Origin of the sequence: Pseudoflavonifractor sp. An85 (assembly GCF_002161235.1) — a bacterium.
Classification (GTDB): Bacteria; Bacillota; Clostridia; order Oscillospirales; family Oscillospiraceae; genus Enterenecus.
The window spans coordinates 176,678-195,821 of sequence record NZ_NFHE01000001.1; the positions used below are offsets into that span (position 1 = coordinate 176,678).

Annotated in this window: 17 protein-coding genes and 1 pseudogene; 10 read left to right on the forward strand and 8 right to left on the reverse strand. The window is 52.0% G+C overall.

Features of this window, described 5'->3' with window-relative positions:
* Positions 1–25: 25 nt before the first annotated feature.
* Both B5G37_RS01020 and B5G37_RS01025 read right to left on the reverse strand, forming a co-directional pair.
* Positions 26–1,906, reverse strand: coding sequence for a recombinase family protein (locus B5G37_RS01020; RefSeq protein ID WP_087252955.1), 1,881 nt, complete (start codon positions 1,904–1,906; stop codon positions 26–28).
* Positions 1,907–1,997: 91 nt separating this feature from the next.
* Positions 1,998–2,858, reverse strand: a pseudogene (locus B5G37_RS01025) (type IV secretory system conjugative DNA transfer family protein); the annotation flags it as partial.
* 75 nt (positions 2,859–2,933) lie between these two features.
* On the opposite strand from B5G37_RS01025, the gene B5G37_RS01030 reads away from it, so the two are divergent.
* Complete coding sequence (locus tag B5G37_RS01030) at positions 2,934–3,473, forward strand: hypothetical protein (RefSeq protein ID WP_140400329.1); 540 nt, start codon at positions 2,934–2,936, stop codon at positions 3,471–3,473.
* Positions 3,466–4,200: an IS21-like element helper ATPase IstB gene (gene istB / locus B5G37_RS01035; RefSeq protein WP_087231493.1), complete on the forward strand. Its 735-nt coding sequence runs from the start codon at positions 3,466–3,468 to the stop codon at positions 4,198–4,200. The genes B5G37_RS01030 and istB overlap by 8 nt, the downstream gene beginning before the upstream one ends.
* A 406-nt stretch (positions 4,201–4,606) precedes the next feature.
* Here the strand turns inward: istB and B5G37_RS01040 are convergent, their stop codons facing one another.
* A complete protein-coding gene (locus B5G37_RS01040) occupies positions 4,607–5,380 on the reverse strand; it encodes a VanZ family protein (RefSeq protein WP_242962720.1) in 774 nt (257 codons plus the stop codon).
* A 42-nt stretch (positions 5,381–5,422) separates the two neighbouring features.
* Between B5G37_RS01040 and B5G37_RS01045 the strand changes: the two genes are divergently transcribed.
* The 7 genes from B5G37_RS01045 (at position 5,423) to B5G37_RS01080 (ending at position 10,068) form a co-directional block, all read left to right on the forward strand.
* Positions 5,423–6,235, forward strand: coding sequence for an ABC transporter permease (locus B5G37_RS01045; RefSeq protein ID WP_242962729.1), 813 nt, complete (start codon positions 5,423–5,425; stop codon positions 6,233–6,235).
* A gap of 14 nt (positions 6,236–6,249) precedes the next feature.
* Positions 6,250–7,053, forward strand: a complete 804-nt coding sequence (locus tag B5G37_RS01050; protein WP_087231513.1) for an ABC transporter permease — start codon at positions 6,250–6,252, stop codon at positions 7,051–7,053.
* 16 nt (positions 7,054–7,069) lie between these two features.
* Positions 7,070–7,687, forward strand: a complete 618-nt coding sequence (locus B5G37_RS01055; RefSeq protein WP_087252957.1) for a hypothetical protein — start codon at positions 7,070–7,072, stop codon at positions 7,685–7,687.
* 12 nt (positions 7,688–7,699) lie between these two features.
* Positions 7,700–8,053: a YxeA family protein gene (locus tag B5G37_RS01060; RefSeq protein ID WP_087231518.1), complete on the forward strand. Its 354-nt coding sequence runs from the start codon at positions 7,700–7,702 to the stop codon at positions 8,051–8,053.
* 50 nt (positions 8,054–8,103) lie between these two features.
* The gene (locus tag B5G37_RS01065; protein WP_087231521.1) at positions 8,104–8,814 is read left to right on the forward strand and encodes a biosynthetic peptidoglycan transglycosylase; all 711 of its coding nucleotides are present in this window, start codon (positions 8,104–8,106) and stop codon (positions 8,812–8,814) included.
* A 486-nt stretch (positions 8,815–9,300) separates the two neighbouring features.
* Complete coding sequence (locus tag B5G37_RS01070) at positions 9,301–9,735, forward strand: sigma-70 family RNA polymerase sigma factor (protein ID WP_087231524.1); 435 nt, start codon at positions 9,301–9,303, stop codon at positions 9,733–9,735.
* 129 nt (positions 9,736–9,864) lie between these two features.
* Positions 9,865–10,068 (forward strand): DUF4368 domain-containing protein, encoded by a 204-nt coding sequence (locus B5G37_RS01080; RefSeq protein WP_242962721.1) that lies wholly within the window; start codon positions 9,865–9,867, stop codon positions 10,066–10,068.
* Positions 10,069–10,396: 328 nt separating this feature from the next.
* Here the strand turns inward: B5G37_RS01080 and B5G37_RS01085 are convergent, their stop codons facing one another.
* Positions 10,397–11,125, reverse strand: a complete 729-nt coding sequence (locus B5G37_RS01085) for a hypothetical protein (protein ID WP_087231527.1) — start codon at positions 11,123–11,125, stop codon at positions 10,397–10,399.
* Positions 11,122–12,306 carry an ATP-binding protein gene (locus B5G37_RS01090; protein ID WP_087231530.1) on the reverse strand — a complete coding sequence of 395 codons (1,185 nt, stop codon included), beginning with the start codon at positions 12,304–12,306 and terminating at the stop codon, positions 11,122–11,124. The genes B5G37_RS01085 and B5G37_RS01090 overlap by 4 nt, the downstream gene beginning before the upstream one ends.
* A gap of 522 nt (positions 12,307–12,828) precedes the next feature.
* On the opposite strand from B5G37_RS01090, the gene B5G37_RS01095 reads away from it, so the two are divergent.
* Positions 12,829–14,361: an ABC-F family ATP-binding cassette domain-containing protein gene (locus tag B5G37_RS01095; protein WP_087231533.1), complete on the forward strand. Its 1,533-nt coding sequence runs from the start codon at positions 12,829–12,831 to the stop codon at positions 14,359–14,361.
* Positions 14,362–14,440: 79 nt separating this feature from the next.
* On the opposite strand, the gene B5G37_RS01100 is transcribed toward B5G37_RS01095, so the two are convergent.
* The 3 genes from B5G37_RS01100 to B5G37_RS01110 all read right to left on the reverse strand — a co-directional run bounded on the left by B5G37_RS01100 (position 14,441) and on the right by B5G37_RS01110 (position 19,001).
* Positions 14,441–16,000, reverse strand: coding sequence for a S1 RNA-binding domain-containing protein (locus tag B5G37_RS01100; RefSeq protein WP_087231537.1), 1,560 nt, complete (start codon positions 15,998–16,000; stop codon positions 14,441–14,443).
* 26 nt (positions 16,001–16,026) lie between these two features.
* Positions 16,027–17,889 carry a type IV secretory system conjugative DNA transfer family protein gene (locus B5G37_RS01105; protein WP_343214169.1) on the reverse strand — a complete coding sequence of 621 codons (1,863 nt, stop codon included), beginning with the start codon at positions 17,887–17,889 and terminating at the stop codon, positions 16,027–16,029.
* An 83-nt stretch (positions 17,890–17,972) separates the two neighbouring features.
* The gene (locus B5G37_RS01110; RefSeq protein ID WP_204217828.1) at positions 17,973–19,001 is read right to left on the reverse strand and encodes a hypothetical protein; all 1,029 of its coding nucleotides are present in this window, start codon (positions 18,999–19,001) and stop codon (positions 17,973–17,975) included.
* Positions 19,002–19,144 lie beyond the last annotated feature (143 nt).

Here is a 19,144-nt window from a genome sequence, read left to right on the forward strand (position 1 = left end):
TTCATTCTCCTTTGCACTGTGATGGTTAAATTGCGGCGCTAGCCGATACGGTGGCCTTGCGCGGCTCCTGCCTGGGTAACTGGCTAACGGTGGTAAAAATGCCCTTCTCCATGTCCTCGGCCCGGATCGCGGCCTTTGCCGCATCCATTTTTGCCTTGCGCCTGGCGTTGTAGCGTTCTTCCCATTCCTTCTGCTTGCCATTTGCCTTGCGGCGCAAGTAGTTCTGGTGAAGCCTGTCCTTGCGTTCCTCCTTCTTCCGCAGTTCTTCCTGTTCCTCCGGGGTCAGGGGAACCGGCTGCAAGGCGGGTGGGATATACCGGCCCACAAAATTGAAGTAGATTTCAACCTCCTGAGTGGTGTCCTGGCTGCCTTTGCGGGCGCGTTCATGGACAAGAATTTTCTCTACAAACTCGTTGAGCATGGTATTTGTCAGCGTGTCGAAATTCTCATACTTGTCAATCAAGGCAATAAACTTCTCCGCAGATTTCCGGCTCTGCTCATAGCCGATAACGGCCTTTTCCAGTTCCGTGATTTCCGCATTGAGAGCGTCCTGCTCTTTGGCATACTGTGCGTCCAGGGCCTCATACCGGGCGTCCGGCAGCTTGCCCAGGGCGTTGTCCTCATAGATTTTGCAAATCAGCTTTTCCAGTTCCCCGGCCCGCTTTTGGGCGGCGGCCAGCCGTTTCCGCTTCTTGGATATGTCGGCGGCCTGCTGGGCGGCCTGCGTTTCCTGAACAGTGCGGATAAACTCGGCCCGGTCATTCTTGGAATACTCCGCGATGGCCCGGAGCATATCGGTTATCAGGGTCAGGACGGCCTCGGCCCGGATGCGGTGCTGTGTGCCGCAGAGCGTCCCGCATGGGACTTTGGTGTACTGGCTGCAAGTAAACTGCGGGTCGCGTTTTCCGTTGTAGGTTCGGTGAACATACATCTTGCCGCCGCAGTCGGCGCAGTACATCAGGCCGGTCAGGGGATGGGCCTCGCCCCAGCCGTCCGGGTAGCGCCGGACATTCGCCCGGATGCGCTGCACATTGTCAAAGGTTTCCTGGTCGATGATGGCCTCATGGGTGTTCTCGAAAATCGTCCACTCGCTTTCGTCAACATAGTGGCTTTTCTTGTCCTTAAAGTGCTTGCGTGTCTTGAAATTGATGGTGTGGCCCAGGTATTCCCGCTTTTTCAGGATGTTCACGATGGTGGACGATCCCCAGCCGTAGGGGTCTTTGACCGGCTTTGACCTGTTTACGCCCTCGTGAAAGCGAGCCAGATGGACAGCGGGGATTTCAACCTTTGCCTCGGACAGCAGCTTGGAGATTTGATAGGGGCCATAGCCCTCCATCGTCAGGGAAAAGATACGGCGTACCACTTCGGCGGCTTCTTCGTCCACAAGCCAGTGTTCCCGCTTTTCGTCCCACAGATAGCCGTAAATGACAGTGCCGGTCAGGTGCTTGCCGCTCATGCCCTTGGACTTGAACACGGAGCGGATTTTCCGGCTGGTGTCGCGGGCGTAAAACTCGTTCATAATATTGCGGAACGGGGTAAAATCATCATCGCCTTTCAGACTGTCCACACCGTCGTTGATGGCGATCAACCGGACGCCGCGCTGCCGCAAAATCTCCATAACCTGGCCGACTTTCAGATAGTCACGCCCCAGGCGGCTCATGTCTTTGATAACAATGGCCTCCACTCGTCCGGCCTCGACTTCCTTCATCATCGCCAGAAAGCCGGGACGGTCAAAACGGGTTCCCGATACACCGTCATCGGTGAAGTGGGTGGGGTTCGGTAGCCCATTCCGGCGGGCATAGTCCTCTAACATCTTTTTCTGGTTCGATATGGAGTTACTCTCGCCCTGTAACTCATCATCGCGGCTCAAACGCTCATACAGAGGGGTGATTTTCTCGTTTCTCATGGCTGTACCTCCTGAAATGAAAATGCTCTAAGTGACTGCTTCACTAACCATGACAAAAACCATGATTAAGAAGTCACTTAGAGCATACATCTCCGCTTGCCAGCTTGTACTTCTTATACTGCCTCACAGCAAAGTGCTGGGGACTCCGGCGCTCCAGCCCGTCAAACATATAGTCCACCGCGTTTTTGAAGGTTTCGTCATCCTCCCGGACCTCCATGCTGTTTATCATTTCCACCAGCGTATTCATGTTGCGTTCTTCCTCCGGCCCCTCAAACACGATGTAGGCCACAAGGGCGCAGTACAAAAGGGTTTCGGCTTTGGTCCAGAACTCGTCGCCCTCCTTGCCGTCGCCTTTGGTGTTGGCGATCAGGGCGGTGACGAATTTCAGCACGTCGCTTTCCGTTTTGATGTAGGCCAGCGGATTGTAGTGCATGGATTTGGAGAAGTCGATACTATTGAACACCCGCACCTTATATTTCTCCCGTTGCAGGAACCGCCCGCACTGGTCGAGGGTGCCGCCCTTCGGGTCCACCACCACATAGGAGGAATGGGCTTGAAGGAGCTGCGGGGTCAGCCAGAACCTTGTCTTGCCCGAGCCGGACGAGCCGATGACGCAGGCGTTTAAGTTGCGGGCGTTGGCGGGTATCCTCGGGCGGGTGTTCATGGTAAGAAACTCCGTCCCGGTCAGAATAACATTGTTCTGAAATTTGGGGTCTACAAACGGCTTTATATCCTCCTTTGTTCCCCAGCGGGCGGTGCCGTACTCCGCATCCCGCCGGAATTTCTTTGCCTGCTTGATTTTGGACTGTATCAGCAGATACACCCCAGCCGCACCGGCGAGGCCCACCAGCAGGTCAATGCCGCCCAGTCCCGGCCAGTAGGTTTCAAAGGCTTTGGGGAAGGTGTCGAGCATCCCCATGAGCTTTGTCCCGAAGTCTGCGCCGGGGGCGATATCCAGAGGACAGAGCGCGGCTTGCAGAGATACAGGCCGCCGACCCACGGGCCGTTGTGGTAAACGACGCTTACCGTGAGTAAAACAGGCTTTGCAACGATTGAGACGAATAAATACGGGCTATCTCCCATGCTGGCCGGCGAAAAAGTACAGGCCAAAATCTTCTATGACCATGTAGCGTTTTACCACGACCACAGACCGGTTGGACGCTTTCCCAGAAGCTACAAAACCAATGATGAGGTCTACGACTGGACGCAGTATGTGTCCACCCTCTGCAAAAAGCCAGGAGCGATTGAGCATACCCGTTTCTTCCACCAAATGCCGCAACGGTGGCAGGATTATCTTGCTTCCACCAAGGGAAAAGAGCGGAAGAGCGCCCTGCAACTTCTCAGCGAAATCGTTGCTGACGGAAACTCTGAGTTCTGTGATGATGCTCTGGAAATGGCAGCCGCCAATGGCCGGGCCGATGTGGACAGCCTGCGGCAGTGTTATTACATGATTGCCAAGAAGGAGTACCGCCCAGATCCGCTTAAACTCTCCGGAGCCCCATTGCTGAACTACAATCCAAACCTCTCAGCCTATGATGGCCTGATGGGAGGTGAGGCTCATGGCTGAACAGATTGAACAGCTCATGCGGCAAGTGAAGCTGGGCGGCATGGCGAAAGGCTGGCGGAGCGTCCCCTACGAAAATACCGAGCAATATGTGACCGACCTCTTGACGCTGGAATTACAGGAACGAGAGGCCAACCGGATTAACCGCATGGTAAAGACGGCTGGTTTCCGGGTGATGAAGACACTGGATGATTTTGTGTGGAACTCCGCCATTGAACTTCCTGGCGGCTTGACACAGGAATACATGACCGACCTCCATTTCCTTGCCCCAAAAGAAAACCTGATTTTTATGGGGAGCGTTGGGACGGGAAAGACCCATCTGGCTACGGCTATTGCTTTGAAAGCCTGCCAGGAGGGGCGGCGTGTCCGCTTCTTTACTGCGGCGGAGTTGGCAAACATCCTGCTGGAGAAGAACACCAAGGGGACCTTGAACAACTACCTGGATACGCTGAAAAAGGTAGAGCTTGTTGTGATTGACGAGATTGGTTTCGTCCCTCTGCACAAGGATGCCGCTGAACTGCTGTTCCAAGTGATTTCCGATTGCTACGAGCGCAAGAGCCTGATTATTACCTCAAACCTGGAGTTCTCTCAGTGGAACACCGTCTTTGGCGACAACCGCCTGACTGCGGCACTTGTTGACCGGCTTATTCACCACAGCCATATTGTGATTTTCTCTGGGGAGAGCTACCGGCTTACCCAGTCCCTAAACCGCCAGAGAGCATACACTTAGGGTACTCAAAATTAGTGCAAAAGGGCTTTGGACACCGATGTGAGCGTTTGGCCCCCCCCAGGGGACTGATGTGAGCATTAGGCCCCCCAGGGTACCCACTCTTGCAAAAGGCCCTCATCTTTCCGGGTACTCAAAAGGTGAGCATTTGGTACTTGGGAAAAGCATTGCTCACGACATGAAATCTGGTGCTGAAGGTGCTCACTTTTTTGGGGCCCTTTTGCTCACATTTTCGTTTGACAAACACACCAATATAATTCATATTGCAGATAACGGGCAAAAAATACAGCGCAAAAGTAAGGATAGGGCGAATGGTTTTTAGCCATTCGCCCTATCCCTGATTTTTGGCATTATAAATGCTTTTTGAAGTTTTGTTAGACGCAAAAAAGTATGAATATCAAGCCAATGCTCAATTCGATGTGTGTTTCACCGTGCTTACCAATTTTGTCCGTGACCATCGCTCATAGAACAAGGGCTTGTGCAGGGCCATACGAATCCCGGCAAAGAATAGCCAGAACAAATACCCACCGATCAGTAACCCATGCAGTACGAGTGATGCTAAACTGTCCAGATGCAATACGTCCATCAGAATAAATAGTAGCCGGTTCAAGTAATATGGTGCTCCGACCAGACCTGCAATCAGCAGGCCATAGCGCAGAAAATATTGATACCAATGTGCCGCATCGCCATTCCTTTGCATGATTTTCATGCGGGTCAGCCGTTTGCCGGGCGTCTGACCGTGGAGCAAAATGGGCAGCAGCCCAAAGTAGGCAATAAATAGAACTGGCATCCATTGAATGGAGAGAGTGATTCCAAACGAGACCACAACTACGGCCAGAATACCTGATGCAAAGGTCAGGCAAGCCATATCGGCCAGAAATGAGAAAACACGCCGCGTAAAGGAGATGGACGCACCCCGCCGGAAACTAACGGTATCCAATTCTTGTCGGGTAGGCAGCAGATGGCTCACTGGCCCGGCCAAGGCAAATCCAATCATGCTGCCCGCAGTGTTGACGATCAGGTCGTCTACGTCAAACAGGCGGTAGCTGCCTGGATAGACAAAATACAGGCCGCTGAGTTGGGTCAGCTCGAAAAACAGAGAGAGCAAAAAAGATAGTCTCAAAGTTTTGCGCCAATTATAGCAGAAGTAGTAACGCAGATAGACACCGAAAGGCATTGTCATATGAGGACACTCTGGAAGATTACTTCAAACAGGTTACAGGGGGTGAGGGCATTGCTTAAACTTTTGCGCTGTGAGTTTGCCAAGCTAAAACGAAAGCCCCTGTTCTTTGCGGCTGCGGCCATTTCGGCTTTGATCCCCTTGGGATGTGCGCTGTTTCTGCCGGAGATGCAGGAGTTTTCAAGTGGCGCGGAAGCGGTGGATCGCCTGATGTCCACTCTGTTCCAGTTGAGCGCCTATCTGCTTCTGATGCCCGCTGTGGTGGTTTTGGCATCGAATCTGCTCTTTGAAGAACAGGACAACGATACCCTAAAGAACCTGATGACTGTTCCCGTGAGCAAACCTGCGCTGGCCTTGGCGAAGATGACGTTGCTGTTTCTGTTTTCCGTCGCGTTTATGGCTGTCGGCGGCCTGGTCAATTTGGCTATCGTGCTGGCATCCGGGCTGGAGCCGGTCGGCTTTTGGAAGCTGTTTTTTGTAGGCATCGGACAGGGAATTATGATGTGGGCCGGGGCGTTGCCCTGCGTCCTCCTGGTGGTGCTTTTGAACCGTAGTTACATTATCTCCGTAATCATCACGTTCTTCTATACGGCGGTCAACTATATTTTTGGCACCAACGACTATTTCATCATGCAGCCCTTTGGGTTCAATGCGGGTACGCTGTTACCTGGACCGCTGACCTTCCGCTGGTTCTTTCAGTATCTGGACACATCCAGCTCCAGCGCACAGATGACGGAATTGATGGAACGGATCAGTCCTTACTTTGTGACAACGCCTCAGGCGTTCCTGGTCGTTATCCTGGAGTCGGCGGTGTTCCTGACATTGATCGCGCTGGTCTATAAGCGTCAGAGCTGTTAAGGAGGTGTAAAGTCATGTGGAGTATTCTAAAAGGAGAATGGCGCAAGCTGCGGCGCTGCCAGATCCTGCTGGTTGGTATTGTGGCTCTGGCGCTCTGCCCTGTCGTGCAGTATGGCACCCAGCTGATTATCAACCCGGAGATGCGGGATCAGAACTTTGATTTTGTCAAACTGTTTGCCAATGTGATTTGGGGAAACACGCAGATTTTTCTGCCAATCTCGCTTGTCATGATCGGCGGCTGGCTGATCGACCGTGAGAATACAAATGACACCATGAAGAATCTATTGACGGTGCCGGTATCATACCCAAAGCTGCTGGGCGGGAAACTGATCGTCACGATTTTCCTGTCAATCCTGTTTGGGATTTATAGTGTAGCCGTAACGGTTCTGACCGGCACGCTCGCCGGTTTGGATGGGCTTTCTGCCGCTGTTCTGCTGCGGCAGGGCGTGCAGTTAGTCGCAGCCGCTTTCAATACCAGCCTGGTCTGTATGCCGATGATCCTGATTTTCGGCCAGATGCGTGGGGCCTACCTGGGCGGGTCGCTTCTGACGTTCTTCCTGGGGTATTGCATTTTGTTCTTCAAGAGCGGCTTCCTGCTCTCTGCCTACCCGTTTTCGGCGGCGCTGATTCTCGCCGGTTTTGATATGCAGGCGTATAACGGCGCTACACAGGCCCCAAGCACTTTGCTGGCGCTGGCAGGCATAGCGGCAGTGTTGGTTTTGACGATGGCAATATTGCTGCTTTCCCGCCCCAGCAAAAAGGCGAGCAATACGAAAAAGAAAAAAGCCAAAAAAGGTCGCGGCAGGCGTCGCGCCTAACGAAAGGAGAGAGTTCATGCGAAAATCAAACTATAAAGGTAAAATCTGCGTTTTTCTTTGTGCGCTTCTTTGTGTCGTCAGCCTGTCTGGATGCTCAACGGTCATGCAGTCGTTGGCAGACGGTACGGATGCTGTGTTAAGTGGATTGACGGATGGCACGGATATTGTACTGAACGGATTGGCGGATGGCACTAATCAGGCCCTTGATGCTTTATCCGAAGCTGATGACGGTCAGGCAAAAAACAGCATCTTGGAAGCCTTTGGCAAATTTGTTGATGATGCGGGGACTGCTGCGCTGACGCCCCAAAGTAAACTGCAAGGCCACAAAAAGAACGGTGCAGATGATTACACGGGGTCCTATGAAGCAACGTATTCCGATTTTGCAGGTACAGAGATTTTGTTTGGTGGTACTACCCTGGAGCGCGAAGCGGGAAGTACACTCCACATCACCTGTTCTCTTTCTCTCGAAAGTGGCAAGGCAGCGGTTTTTCTTCGCTCAGGTGCAGATGATCCGACCATTCTTCTCTCGGAGAGCGGTGAGTACGATGGCACAGTTGAAGTGGATGGCACAAGCACTTATATCGGAGTGTGGGGCGACCAGGCGGACGGAACCGTATCCATTGAGATTGAATAAGGAGTACTCATTATGAACGCAAAGAAAAAAACAATCATCATTGCTTCCATAGCTATTTTGTTGGTAGCGTTTATCATCGTTGCTTTTCTGGCTACACAGAGAAGCTCGGACTACTACACGCAAATTGATAATGACTGTGTAACCGAGATTGCACCGCATGGAGCGATGAATTATCGCTACACATTAAGTACCTACGACGAGACCGGGGCAGAAAGAGAACTGAGCTTTGAAACGAGCCGAATTCTCACTGACGATGCATATCTATGTCTGAAGGTGGCTCCATTCCGAGGCGTTGTCACCTGGGCGGAAGTGCAATTTGATGAAATGCCTGCCGCCGTGCAGGAACAATACGGTGGCAATTCGTAAGCCGGAGCCTATGACATAGACGCTATTTCAAACGGAAAGGCAGGTGCAGTATGAAAAGAATAAGAAAGTTCCTATTTCGCTTCTTCGCTCTAGCGATGCTGGCCATGCTCGTTGCTGGCAGTGTTTTGGGCGGATTTGGTTATAAAATGTACCGTGATGCACTTGCCGAGCAACCTCTTGATCAGAAAGTCGCAGAGATTCAAGCCGATCCCAATTATACTACCCTTGCTGAAATCCCGGAGATTTATTTGGACGCCGTTGTGGCGGTAGAAGATCACCGTTTTGAACAGCATTTTGGGATCGACCTGATTGCCATAGGCCGAGCCGCTTGGAATAATCTGACCTCTTGGAGTCTGCGTGAGGGTGGCAGCACCATAACACAGCAGCTTGCCAAAAACCTGTATTTCACGCAGGAAAAAAGTTTTATCCGTAAGATTGCTGAGATGTTTATGGCCTTCCGACTGGAAAACGCCTATACGAAAGACGAGATTTTAGAGTTGTATGTCAATTCCATCTATTTCGGAGACGGCTACTACTGTATTTACGATGCAAGTCAAGGATATTTTGGGAAAGCCCCCATAGATATGACGGATTATGAATGTACACTTTTGGCAGGTATTCCCAATGCGCCCTCGATTTATTCATTGACCGCAAACCCGGAACTGGCAGAGCAACGTCAAGAGTATGTTGTCCAGAAAATGATCCAATATGGCTACATAAGCGAGAGTGAGGCACAAACTATCTTACAAGAACAGTCATAGCTGAAATCTATCTGCCGGGCGACGGCAAAAGAAAAAAAGCCGTCGTTCAGCAGACACTATCCATGCCCTTTTATCGCGGCGGCTTTGAATATCAAGGCCGCCGCTTTTTGTCCCCCAAAAGGAACGACGACCACACGCTAAAGATTATGGCGGCTTTAGGAGGGAGCCGCCGTGAGGCAAGGAGAATTTCGACAAAATAAGACAATACCCGCACCATCAAAAAAAGCCCGGTCACCACCGGGGCACATTCTGCTTATGAGTATGAACTGTATGATTACATAAAAGCGTTTAATAGTTCATTTGCGCCTGTCTGCGTTTTGCAGACAGGCGCTTTTTGCTGTTTATGCGGGCCTTCGCTATACAGCGGAGCCTTTCATAAAAATTTCTTCCCGCTCGCGGTTGCCAAAATCGCAAGCCTTGCATTACTGAGGCGAAAGGGAGGAGATCACCACCCCGCACCCGTGCGGCGCGAAGGGAGGTGAGAAAATGAAAGACTCCTATGAGCAGCGTATTCAAAATCAGTTTGGCGCTTTCTGCGTCAAGGTTTTGAAGAATGAGGCCCGGTACATCCAGCGCGAACTTGCCAGTCTCCAATCCCAGGAGAAATCCCTGGGCGAGCTGACAGCTTCTGAACTGGAGCAGACCGCCGTGTGGGACAAGCACTTTATGAGCGAGCATGTCTTTGAAGTGCTGGGACTCCCGGTAGTCGTGACCGGCGATCTTCTGGCTGACGCCTTGGCGCAGCTGCCGGAGGGCAAGCGAGATGTCATCCTGCTTGCCTACTTCCTGGAAATGACGGACCGTGAAATCAGCGAGAAGCTGAACATCGTCCATCAGACCGTATCCAAGCGGCGGCTCGTTACGCTGAAAGAATTGCGCGAGTACCTGATGAAGGAGGGATTTGAATGGCCGGACAAGTGAAGTCGATTCCGGTGCCGGTGATCCTGGCAGCCGTAAGCGGCGACGAGAACGCCCTTGCCGCCGTGGTCGCTCACTATGTTCATCTCCCTGGTCCGCAAATACACCCGCGCCCGCAAGCTGACTCCCCGGATGCTGAACGAGCTCATCGAGAAGATCGAAGTGTTCAACGCCGAGAAGATAGACGGTGTGTGGGAACAGCGGCTCCGTATTCACTATAACTGCGTAGGGGTCGTTGAGATCCCGGAGCTGATCCCGCTACCCGCGCCGGAGGTGTCCGTAAACACAAGAAAGGGCGTAGTCGTCAACTACGCCCCATCCACTATCGCCGGATGAAAGCAACAAAAGCAACAAAAAAAGACGAGTGTTCTTACAGCTTTTCAAATGCTATAAGAACACTCGCCATGCCTGCGATGGCGTGAAAGTGATCTCCGACCACTATGTTCCTTCGTGCTACATGAACCGCAATCGCTATATGGTTGCCCAGTCGCAACGTGTGATTGCGGTGTATGATGGACGGGACAAAGGGGGGACGCTGTTCACGCTGCGCGATGCCCATGTTCAGGGGCGAGAGATCAGGCTCATAGAAATTTGATTTCAAGGGCAAAACATAAAGGCCGCATGGGGTTTTGCATCCCATGCGGCCTTTATGCGGCTGAAGAATTTATACAAGTGCCAAAAGAGATTCCTCGAAATCATGTGCGCTCTGGCAAAGTTCGGTTACTTTGGACCAGTTCTCACAGACAGTAGGTACAAACTGCTCAAATATGCGGGTGCGCTTTTTCTGGCCTGGAATCCGAATGTTGTGATAATATTTCCCGTGTGCAATGATATGTTCCCACGGCTCTTCAATCGTCTCAATTCCATCGGTTTGATCATATGCTGCAACAATCCAGGCCTCAGTACTGTCACATGGGATAACAATACAGGTATCATCTGTTTCTTTGAGCCATGTGGTAAGGAGGCCTTTGAGGTGGGACACATATCCTGCTACAGAAGCAGTATGCCCCGGGCACGGGAGAACGATGGGACAGACAGCTCGCCCTTCGGGGGTAATATCGCACTCTAAAGGATTCCATTCTCCCTTATGAACACATTGTGTCGTCTCGCACCAGCAATGAGAAGATTTTTCTTTCCGTGATACATCACCATCCATTTGGATAACTAAAAAATCCAGAGCCGGCTGGATGCCCTTCATCAATTCCTTACGGATAGATGCATTGTCATAACACCATTTCCAGACGCCTTTCCATCCGTTCCCGTATTTTCCGGTCAGGTCATTTTCTGGCTGGAGCATGACATATGTGTTTTTTGCCCCAGTGATCTGGTCAATAACACCTTTCAAAATAATATAATCGGTGGGACCTTCGCAAACAATTCCTATGTGTTTCATATCAGAGTAGGCACACCTCCCAACCGGCCATTGATCCAAAGCCGGGACAGCGGCTGGCCTTCATTGATCAGTTCCTGAGAAACTTTGATACGCTGGATCTGGGCGTAGCCGTTGGAATCACGATCCACTGCAAACAAGCGAATATTGTCATTGTTCAAATCCAATCCATCCAAGACAAGCGGATTATGGGTAGTCAGAAAAACATGCTTGCCCTGTTGCAAAATTTGATTGCAGAAGACCTCCATCATTTTTTTTGCCAGGCGCGGATTTAATGCGTGATCAAAGCTGTCTACTGCAAAAATGGATGGACCTTGCGGGTGCATTGCCAGTGCAAGCATGAATAGTACATAAAGAGCGCCTTCGCTTGCATCGTAGCCGGTAAACTGAGCGGTGTCTTTCATGTAGCGGTCTGTGAACTCGATAATATCACGAGTAGTTGGAACATTGGCGTTGATATTGCTTTTCTTCGGGGCAGCCACTGTAATGTCAGCGGCCCAGTCAATCATATCGAGAATGTCGTCCATATAGAGATTTCCGAAAAACACTTCATCATCCTCGGAGTGGATCAATGCCTTAATAGCTTCTGCGAGGCGGCCGCCGTTCAACCCAATCGGGGTCGTTTGGGTCGTGTCAGGTGCAGTACCGCGCAATGTAATTGTGTTAGGCTGAAAAATACCATATGCCGAAAAATCCTCTGCAATTTTTCGGCTGGCATTCAAGTTGATCGCATCATCAATGAGAAAGAAACCAATATAATTGTTACTCTGCTGGGAAGAGGCGTTGCTGCGTCCCCATAACCTTTCGCCATTCTGGAAAAATGCTTCAGAATGATATTTCCAGTACTCTGTATCCGTAGGGGTAGTTAAGTGAACATCATACTGGTACACATCCGAGCTGCTACCATCATCCCATTCCAAAGAAAGATCAACGGTAGACTTTAGCCGGTTGATGCTCTTGAAATTTGACTTATAGAGGGCAGGAACACTGAGACGAACTCCCTTGCGCTGGAGACTGGCAGCATCAACCCGATCAGTCATGGCCGCGCTTAACAAACCGATTCCTTCCAGAATGGTGGATTTACCAGAGCCGTTGGCTCCGATAAATACATTGACCTTTCCCGGCTCAAAAGATGCCTTATAAAGACATTTGAAGTTTCCAAAACTTATTTTCTTCAGATTCATGTGATCGCCCCTTTCTAAATATCAGTATAGCACATTTTCAAAATTAAATACAGCATATTTTAAAAAAAAGGCAATATCTAATTTGTAAAATGCGTTGTTATTAGGAGCAGGGCAATAACGGCGTATCATGATTGACAAACCATGTTTTCCATAGTATTATTAAAAATAGGGGTTATACCTCTCAAAAGGAGATAGAGCCATGAATATGAATTTTCATTTAACCGATCAGCGTAAAAAGAGAATCGACTCTGTACAATCCATACCGATGAAACATTGTGCAGAGTATAGCGTATAAACGACGCATTTAGATTTCATCGGGAAGCCATCAAAGGGGATTTTATACCCATTTTTAGAAAGTGGCTTCCCATGCAGTTATAATGTGTATGAGGCTATGGACAATGTTTTGTCCATAGCCTTTTGTTTTTGAGCTACTATGCCAGAGGCAGAAGGCAGATACACTTATGTATCTTTGCTTTCTGCCGTTTTCTTTTGTCCAGAATATACAGGAAAGGATTGATAAACATGAGCTTATTAGAAATTGACGGACTGACACACTCTTTTGGAGAGAATGTGCTATACAAAAATGCAGGCTTTACACTCAACAAGGGGGAACATATTGGTATTGTCGGACAGAACGGAACCGGCAAAAGCACTTTAATCAAAATCTGTACGGAGCAGATCATTCCAGACAGCGGGCGTATCGTCTGGCAACCAAATACTACGGTTGGTTATTTAGACCAATATGCGGAAATTGACCATTCCCTAACGATGAAGGAATTCCTTAAATCTGCTTTCTCAAAGCTATTTGATATGGAAGCACAGGCAATGGAGCTCTATGAAAAAGCTGCTGACGGCGATATGAAAAGCCTTGAACTGGCCGCCCATTATCAGGAGCAGCTTGAAGCCCACGATTTTTACTCGATAGATACAGCCATTGAGCGTGTCGCCAATGGGTTAGGACTTCTGGCTATTGGCCTTGACCGTTCGATTGCAGAAATGAGTGGCGGACAACGAGCCAAAGTAATTTTAGCGAAGTTGCTGCTGGAAAAACCGGATGTTTTGTTGCTGGATGAGCCGACCAATTTCCTTGATAAAGACCATGTGACATGGCTGGCAGAATATTTATCTGCTTTGGAAAATGCTTTTTTAGTAGTTTCCCATGATTATGGCTTTCTGGACAAGATAGCGAACCGCATTTGTGATATTGATAACGATACTATCACGAAATACTATGGCACATATTCCGAATTTTTGCGAAAGAAAACTTTGCTGCGGGAAGATTATGTAAGACAATATGCGGCCCAGCAAAAGGAAATTAAAAAGACGGAGGAATTTATACGGAAGAACATAGCGGGAAGAAAAGCAAAGATGGCGAGAGGACGACAAAAGCAGCTTGACCGGATGGAAAAGATGGAGGCCTTAGACCAAAAGGAAATTATTCCGTACTTCCATTTTCCCGTACTTCCATTAACCAATACAGAACACTTGTTGGTGAAACATCTGGCAGTTGGCTACCATTACCCCGTTTTATCAAACGTTGAATTTAGCATTAAGGGAGGACAAAAAGTTGTTATTACTGGATTTAATGGGATTGGAAAATCGACACTGTTAAAAACCCTGATTGGGGAAATTCCATCTATGCAGGGCCATTTCAAATTTTCCGATCAGGTTACTATCGGATATTTTGAACAGGATTTAGAGTGGCAAGAACCTGAATTGACGCCCATTCAAATTGTTGCCAATGCTTATCCCAATATGGTGACAAAAGATGTCCGCAAACATTTGGCGCGATGTGGGATTTCCAGTAAACACGCTATGCAGGCCATAGGAACATTAAGCGGTGGAGAGCAGGCAAAGGTAAAAATGTGTCTGCTTACTCTGACTCCCTGCAATTTCTTAATTATGGATGAACCTACAAACCATTTAGATGTACAGGCAAAAGAGGCTTTGAAAACAGCCCTTTCAACTTTTGAGGGAACGGTACTGCTCGTATCGCATGAAGAAGCCTTTTACCGAAATTGGACACAACGAGTTATTAACATTGAGAAAAAATAGAGTTTTGTAACAGTGCATAGTAATAAAAATAGCCACTTGGAAAGTGCGCATTCGGCACTTCCCAAGCGGCTTTTGTGCATTACAAATTCTGCCGGATGATCCGCGTGATGATGCCCACGGCCACGCCCCGCTCCATATCCAGGCGGGTGACGGCAAAGGACACATCATCCTTCTTGCCGGGCATCCTGTAGTCATAGCAGGAGTGGGCTACCGCATTGACGCCATTGGCGAGCCGGACATAGACCACACCTTTATGAACATCGGTGACCTTTCCGGCGTATTTGCCCTGGATGCGGCACTTCTGCAGGTTGTCCCGGTCAGTGTTTTCCGAAGTGCTCTTGATGTCGGCCCGGATGCCCAGGTCCTCCAGGCTGTTGCGCCGTACACTGAGGATACGGATCAGCACTTCATCGCCCACAGCAAACCGCTCATGGGCGTCGCCGATCCAGTCCCAGGCAAGGTCGCGGGCCAGAATGGAGCATTCCACGCCGAACACCTCCACACGGACGACCTTTTCCGCCACAGCGATGACCCTGGCCTGGACAATGCGGCCCTCGTAGACGCGGTACATCCCATCCGGGTCCAAATCGAAATAGAAGGTCTGGCGCTTGCGCATCATGGCCTCCCGGCGGCTGGCTACCACGCTGCGGGTCTTGGAGTCAATGCCCCGCACCACAAAGTCAATGTCGGCGCCCAGCATATTCCCCAGGATCTTGTTCTGGCGCAGCATCAGGTCAGTGTATTCCTGGCCGGAGGGGCTGCGGCCCAGGTTGATCATCATTTCCTTCAGGGGGATGATGATTCTGAATCCCTTGTAGTCCACCACAGCCACCGTTTTGCGGTTGTCCAGCTGCTCAATGCCGCCCAGCTTGCCGGTGAGGATGCGGCGGGTGCGGTAGGCGTTGTGGATCTCATGCCAGATGATGTCCTCACGGTCTTCCTGTGTCTCCACATCTTCCCGGCTGCGGATGGTAAGGATCGAAGGCTCTCTGCGGCGGGGAGCGGCGGTGCGCCTGGGAGTAGAAGCGGGAGTAGGGGCTGCCTCTGCCGGCGGTTCGGCCAGAGCGGCAGGAGTTTCTGCCGCAGCCGCTTCGCTATCATCAGACGGCGCATCTTCCTCAACGGGAGCCATCGGCTCAGGAGGCTCTGCTTCTGCGGGAACTCCTTCCGCCGGCTCCATACTTTCGGCCGGCGCGGTCTTTTTCCTGCGGGTGGCCCGCTTGGGCTTGGGCGGTTCCGGTTCCTCAGCCGCTTCAGAAACAGGCTCACCGGGGACATCGGCCGCACTATCATCAGCGGGAACAGCAGAGGTATCTTCGCCATCATCACTGTCAGGGCCCTCTGCCAGAACAGCGGTGTCGTCCTCGCCGGGGAGGGCGTCTGCCGCCGCAGTATCGGCAGCTGCCGTACTAAACACCTCGCTTTCGGTAAGTTCCGGGAGGGTACCGCCATCCGCCATGGGGGCAGCATCTTCATCAGTCTGGTCCATAGAGGCCAGCAGCTCATTCAAATCGCCGCCATCAGAAGGCGCCGCCATATCAGCCTGCGCTTCATCAGGGGGCGGAGTGTTCTCCACGGGAACCGTGGTCTCAGGAGCGGAATTTTCCTGCTCCAGCAATTCCTTTTTCTTGGTTGCCATAAGTAAAAACCTCCTATGATGTGAATTTAAGAAAGGATCGAGTCCTTATCTGTGGTGATGATCCCGTCCGGGGCCTCAGCGGAAGGGGCCGGAGCTGCCTGCTTGGCGCCGGCGGGTGTGCCGGCTGCCTTGGGCTTTCTCTTTACCGGCTTTTTGGGGGCGGTCCCCTGCGGCTTGGGGGGCGGGGACGGTGCGGCGGCAGGCTTCGGCTGCGCCTGTTCCTCCAATTTTCGCCATTCAGGAATGTGCGCCGAGGCTTTGCAGTCGCGGAGCTTGGAGGATTCCGGGTGCTTGGAGTAGTCCATCTTCTCTACCTTCAGGGCTTTTTGGCCGCGGATAATGACCAGCGCCTGCGTAATCGGCAGACGAAGCACTTCATCCGGGGTGAGGACGGGTCGTTTGCCGACGCCGGAGGTCTCCCGGTATTCCGGCGTATAATTGGAGATGCGCCAGGTACCCAGCTGCTTGGATTTACTGGACACTGACACAGAGGCCAGACCAGTGCGCTCGGAGATGAATTCCGCCGTCAGGCTGTCTGTGCAGCCCAAAAACAGCTGCGCGTCGCAATTTCCAAGTATTTCCTGCCAGAGATTGAGCGGGTATCTGTTTTGGAGACCCGCAAGGTTCTGGAAGACACAGCTCATGGATATGTTTCTGGATCGAATCACACTGAGACGGCGGGAGAGGTCCGGAATGGTCCCGCAGGCAGTGAGCTCTTCCCCCAAGATATGGACGGGAACCGGCAGTTTGCCGCCCTCACAGTTCTTGTCTGCATATCGCACCAACTTGATAAAGCAGAAGGACAGGAACAGGCTTGCCAGAAAATCAAAGGTGCTGTCCTGGTCGCTGGTAACGAGGAAGTAGGCGCACCGCTCCTGGCCGGGCAGTTCCAGGTCGATCTCATCCCGGGTGGTGATCTTCTTGATGAGCTCCGACTGGAACACCTGCAGCCGGGAGCCAAGGCCGATGATGACGCCGCTGCGCACCGTGTCGCTGGCCTGCTTGAACAGGCTGTAGGGCGCTTTGGCCGGATGGGTGGGCGGCAGAACATCAAACAGGCTATCCAAGTCGGATTCCCCGTTCAGCGTCAGCAGCCGGTACACCTCGCCGATATTCCTGTTTTCTTTGGCATAGCTCTGGTCCACATAGAGGACGAGGGCTTTCAGCAGGTTCATCTCACAGGAGTCCCAGAAGTGGTCGCCCTTGCCGGTGCTGTTGGTGTTCTTGATAATGACATCCACAAAAAGCTGCGCCATCAGTTCCTGCCCTTCCACTTCGGAAAGGCAGTTCCAGCTGTCTGAGTTTTCCGGCAGCACCAAGTTGAAAACCTTGACGCAATAGCCCTGATCCCGCAGGTATTCGCTGGATTTTTCATAGAGTTCGCTTTTCGGATCTGAAATGATCAGCGATTCCCCACGGATCACCGCCTGAAGGATGCGGTTCATACAAAATGAGCGGGTCTTCATGCTGCCTGACGAGCCGTACACGGCCAGGTTGCCGTTGATGCGGGGATTCTCGGGAATACAGACGGCTTTCCCGTCCAGCATCCCCAGTACAATACCTTTGTGCTTGCGCAGGTCCGGCACCAGATCCAGCACACCCTTCATTTCCTTGCGGCCCATCCAGCCGGAGGTGCCGTAGGTGCCCTTGGCCGAATAGACAAAGTTCCGGTCTGTGTCATACTCGCCGGTATCACTGTAGCCCATCCTCATGACCATGAGCAGCAGGATCGCCAGCAGGCCAATGCAGATCAGCACCCCGTACACCCCATAGGGCGGATGGAGCACAGAGGTCAGGCAGGTAATAAAATCGGGCGACGCTGCCGCCGGAGATGTGCCGTCTCCGGGGATGCCGCCGCCCTGTTTCCATGCCGCGTAGTTGCCCAATATCTGCCCCAGAAAGCCGCCTGCGTAGAGAATCGCAAGGATGGCGAACGGCGTAGCGATCAGGCCTGCAATGAGTTTCTTCTTGTCTATGGGAACAACCTCCCCTCGAATTTTGTGAAATCAATGGTTTGAAAGCGGACCCGGCCGCCGCAGTAGCGGCGCAGCACATCTGCCTGGAAGTCAAAACAGATCAGCGTGCCGGGGCGCTCCATCAGGTCGAGGGAGGTGTTAAAGCGTGCGATCCGGGGCAAGTCGCAGGAGTAGCCGAACAGCACCGGCGTGCCGTCCCGCTCCGCGGCATCCTGCTCTATGGCCCTTCCGGCATTTCCGGTAATCAAGCCCTGGGACAGAATGCGGTTAAGCTCTGCGGTTTTCAAGGGGTCACACAGTAAAGCAAGGATCACCTCCCCCTGGTGGTTATTTGTGAGAAAATAAAAATGGTCGTAGCTGCCGTCCAGCATGAAATAGTCGTGCTTGGCCCCGCCGGTACTGGTGAGCATCTGGTAGGCAAGTTCCATGCTCTCGCCCAGCACCAGCCCATGCACATCTTCGGCGCGGTACTGACTGGCCAGACGCTGTTGGCACAGGACACTCCACATCAGCGCCTTTACCCGCATCTCAGACTTGCAGCGCCATTTCATCAGGGCTGCGCTGCTGTTGTAGGTGACAAAAATGCCGGTGGGCGCCAGAAGCACCCCTGCGAACCGGGAGCTTCGCACCTGCGTGGTGTCGATCCCCATTTCCTTGACCTCACGGGAACTGTAAAAGGCGGGATACTCGATGGCTTCGCCACAATAGCCCTGCGGCGAAAAGACCTTCGGCTTTTCATCCTGAAAGAGCCCGATCCCCGCATTGTCCATCGTGACATAGGTTTCCGCGAGGCGGTGGAGCCGGAGCCGCCGGTTCACCTCGCTCTTGAGGCGGTTGGTGTCGGTGTCGCCGGTCAGGTAGGAAGAGAAACGCTCTGGCCAGCCGTCCAGCAGGGCGGCCTTGGCCTTTGCCCCCAGCCGATAGCCCCGGAGCCTGTCGCGGTAGTAGGTCCGCAGCAGCCCGCTCTTTTTAAGCGAGGTCACGACCGCCTCCAAATAGTAGGGGCTGGCCGGGAGACGGTTCAGCTGGCTGGTTGGGAACTCTCCAGAGATGGCGGTCAGCGATAAAAGCCGGAACGGGAGCGTATCCGGCTGTGGAAAAGTGCGGCTGCTTTTCCCAAGGGATCACCTCCTTTGTCGGTGCTGGATTTTTACCGTAATGACTGAGA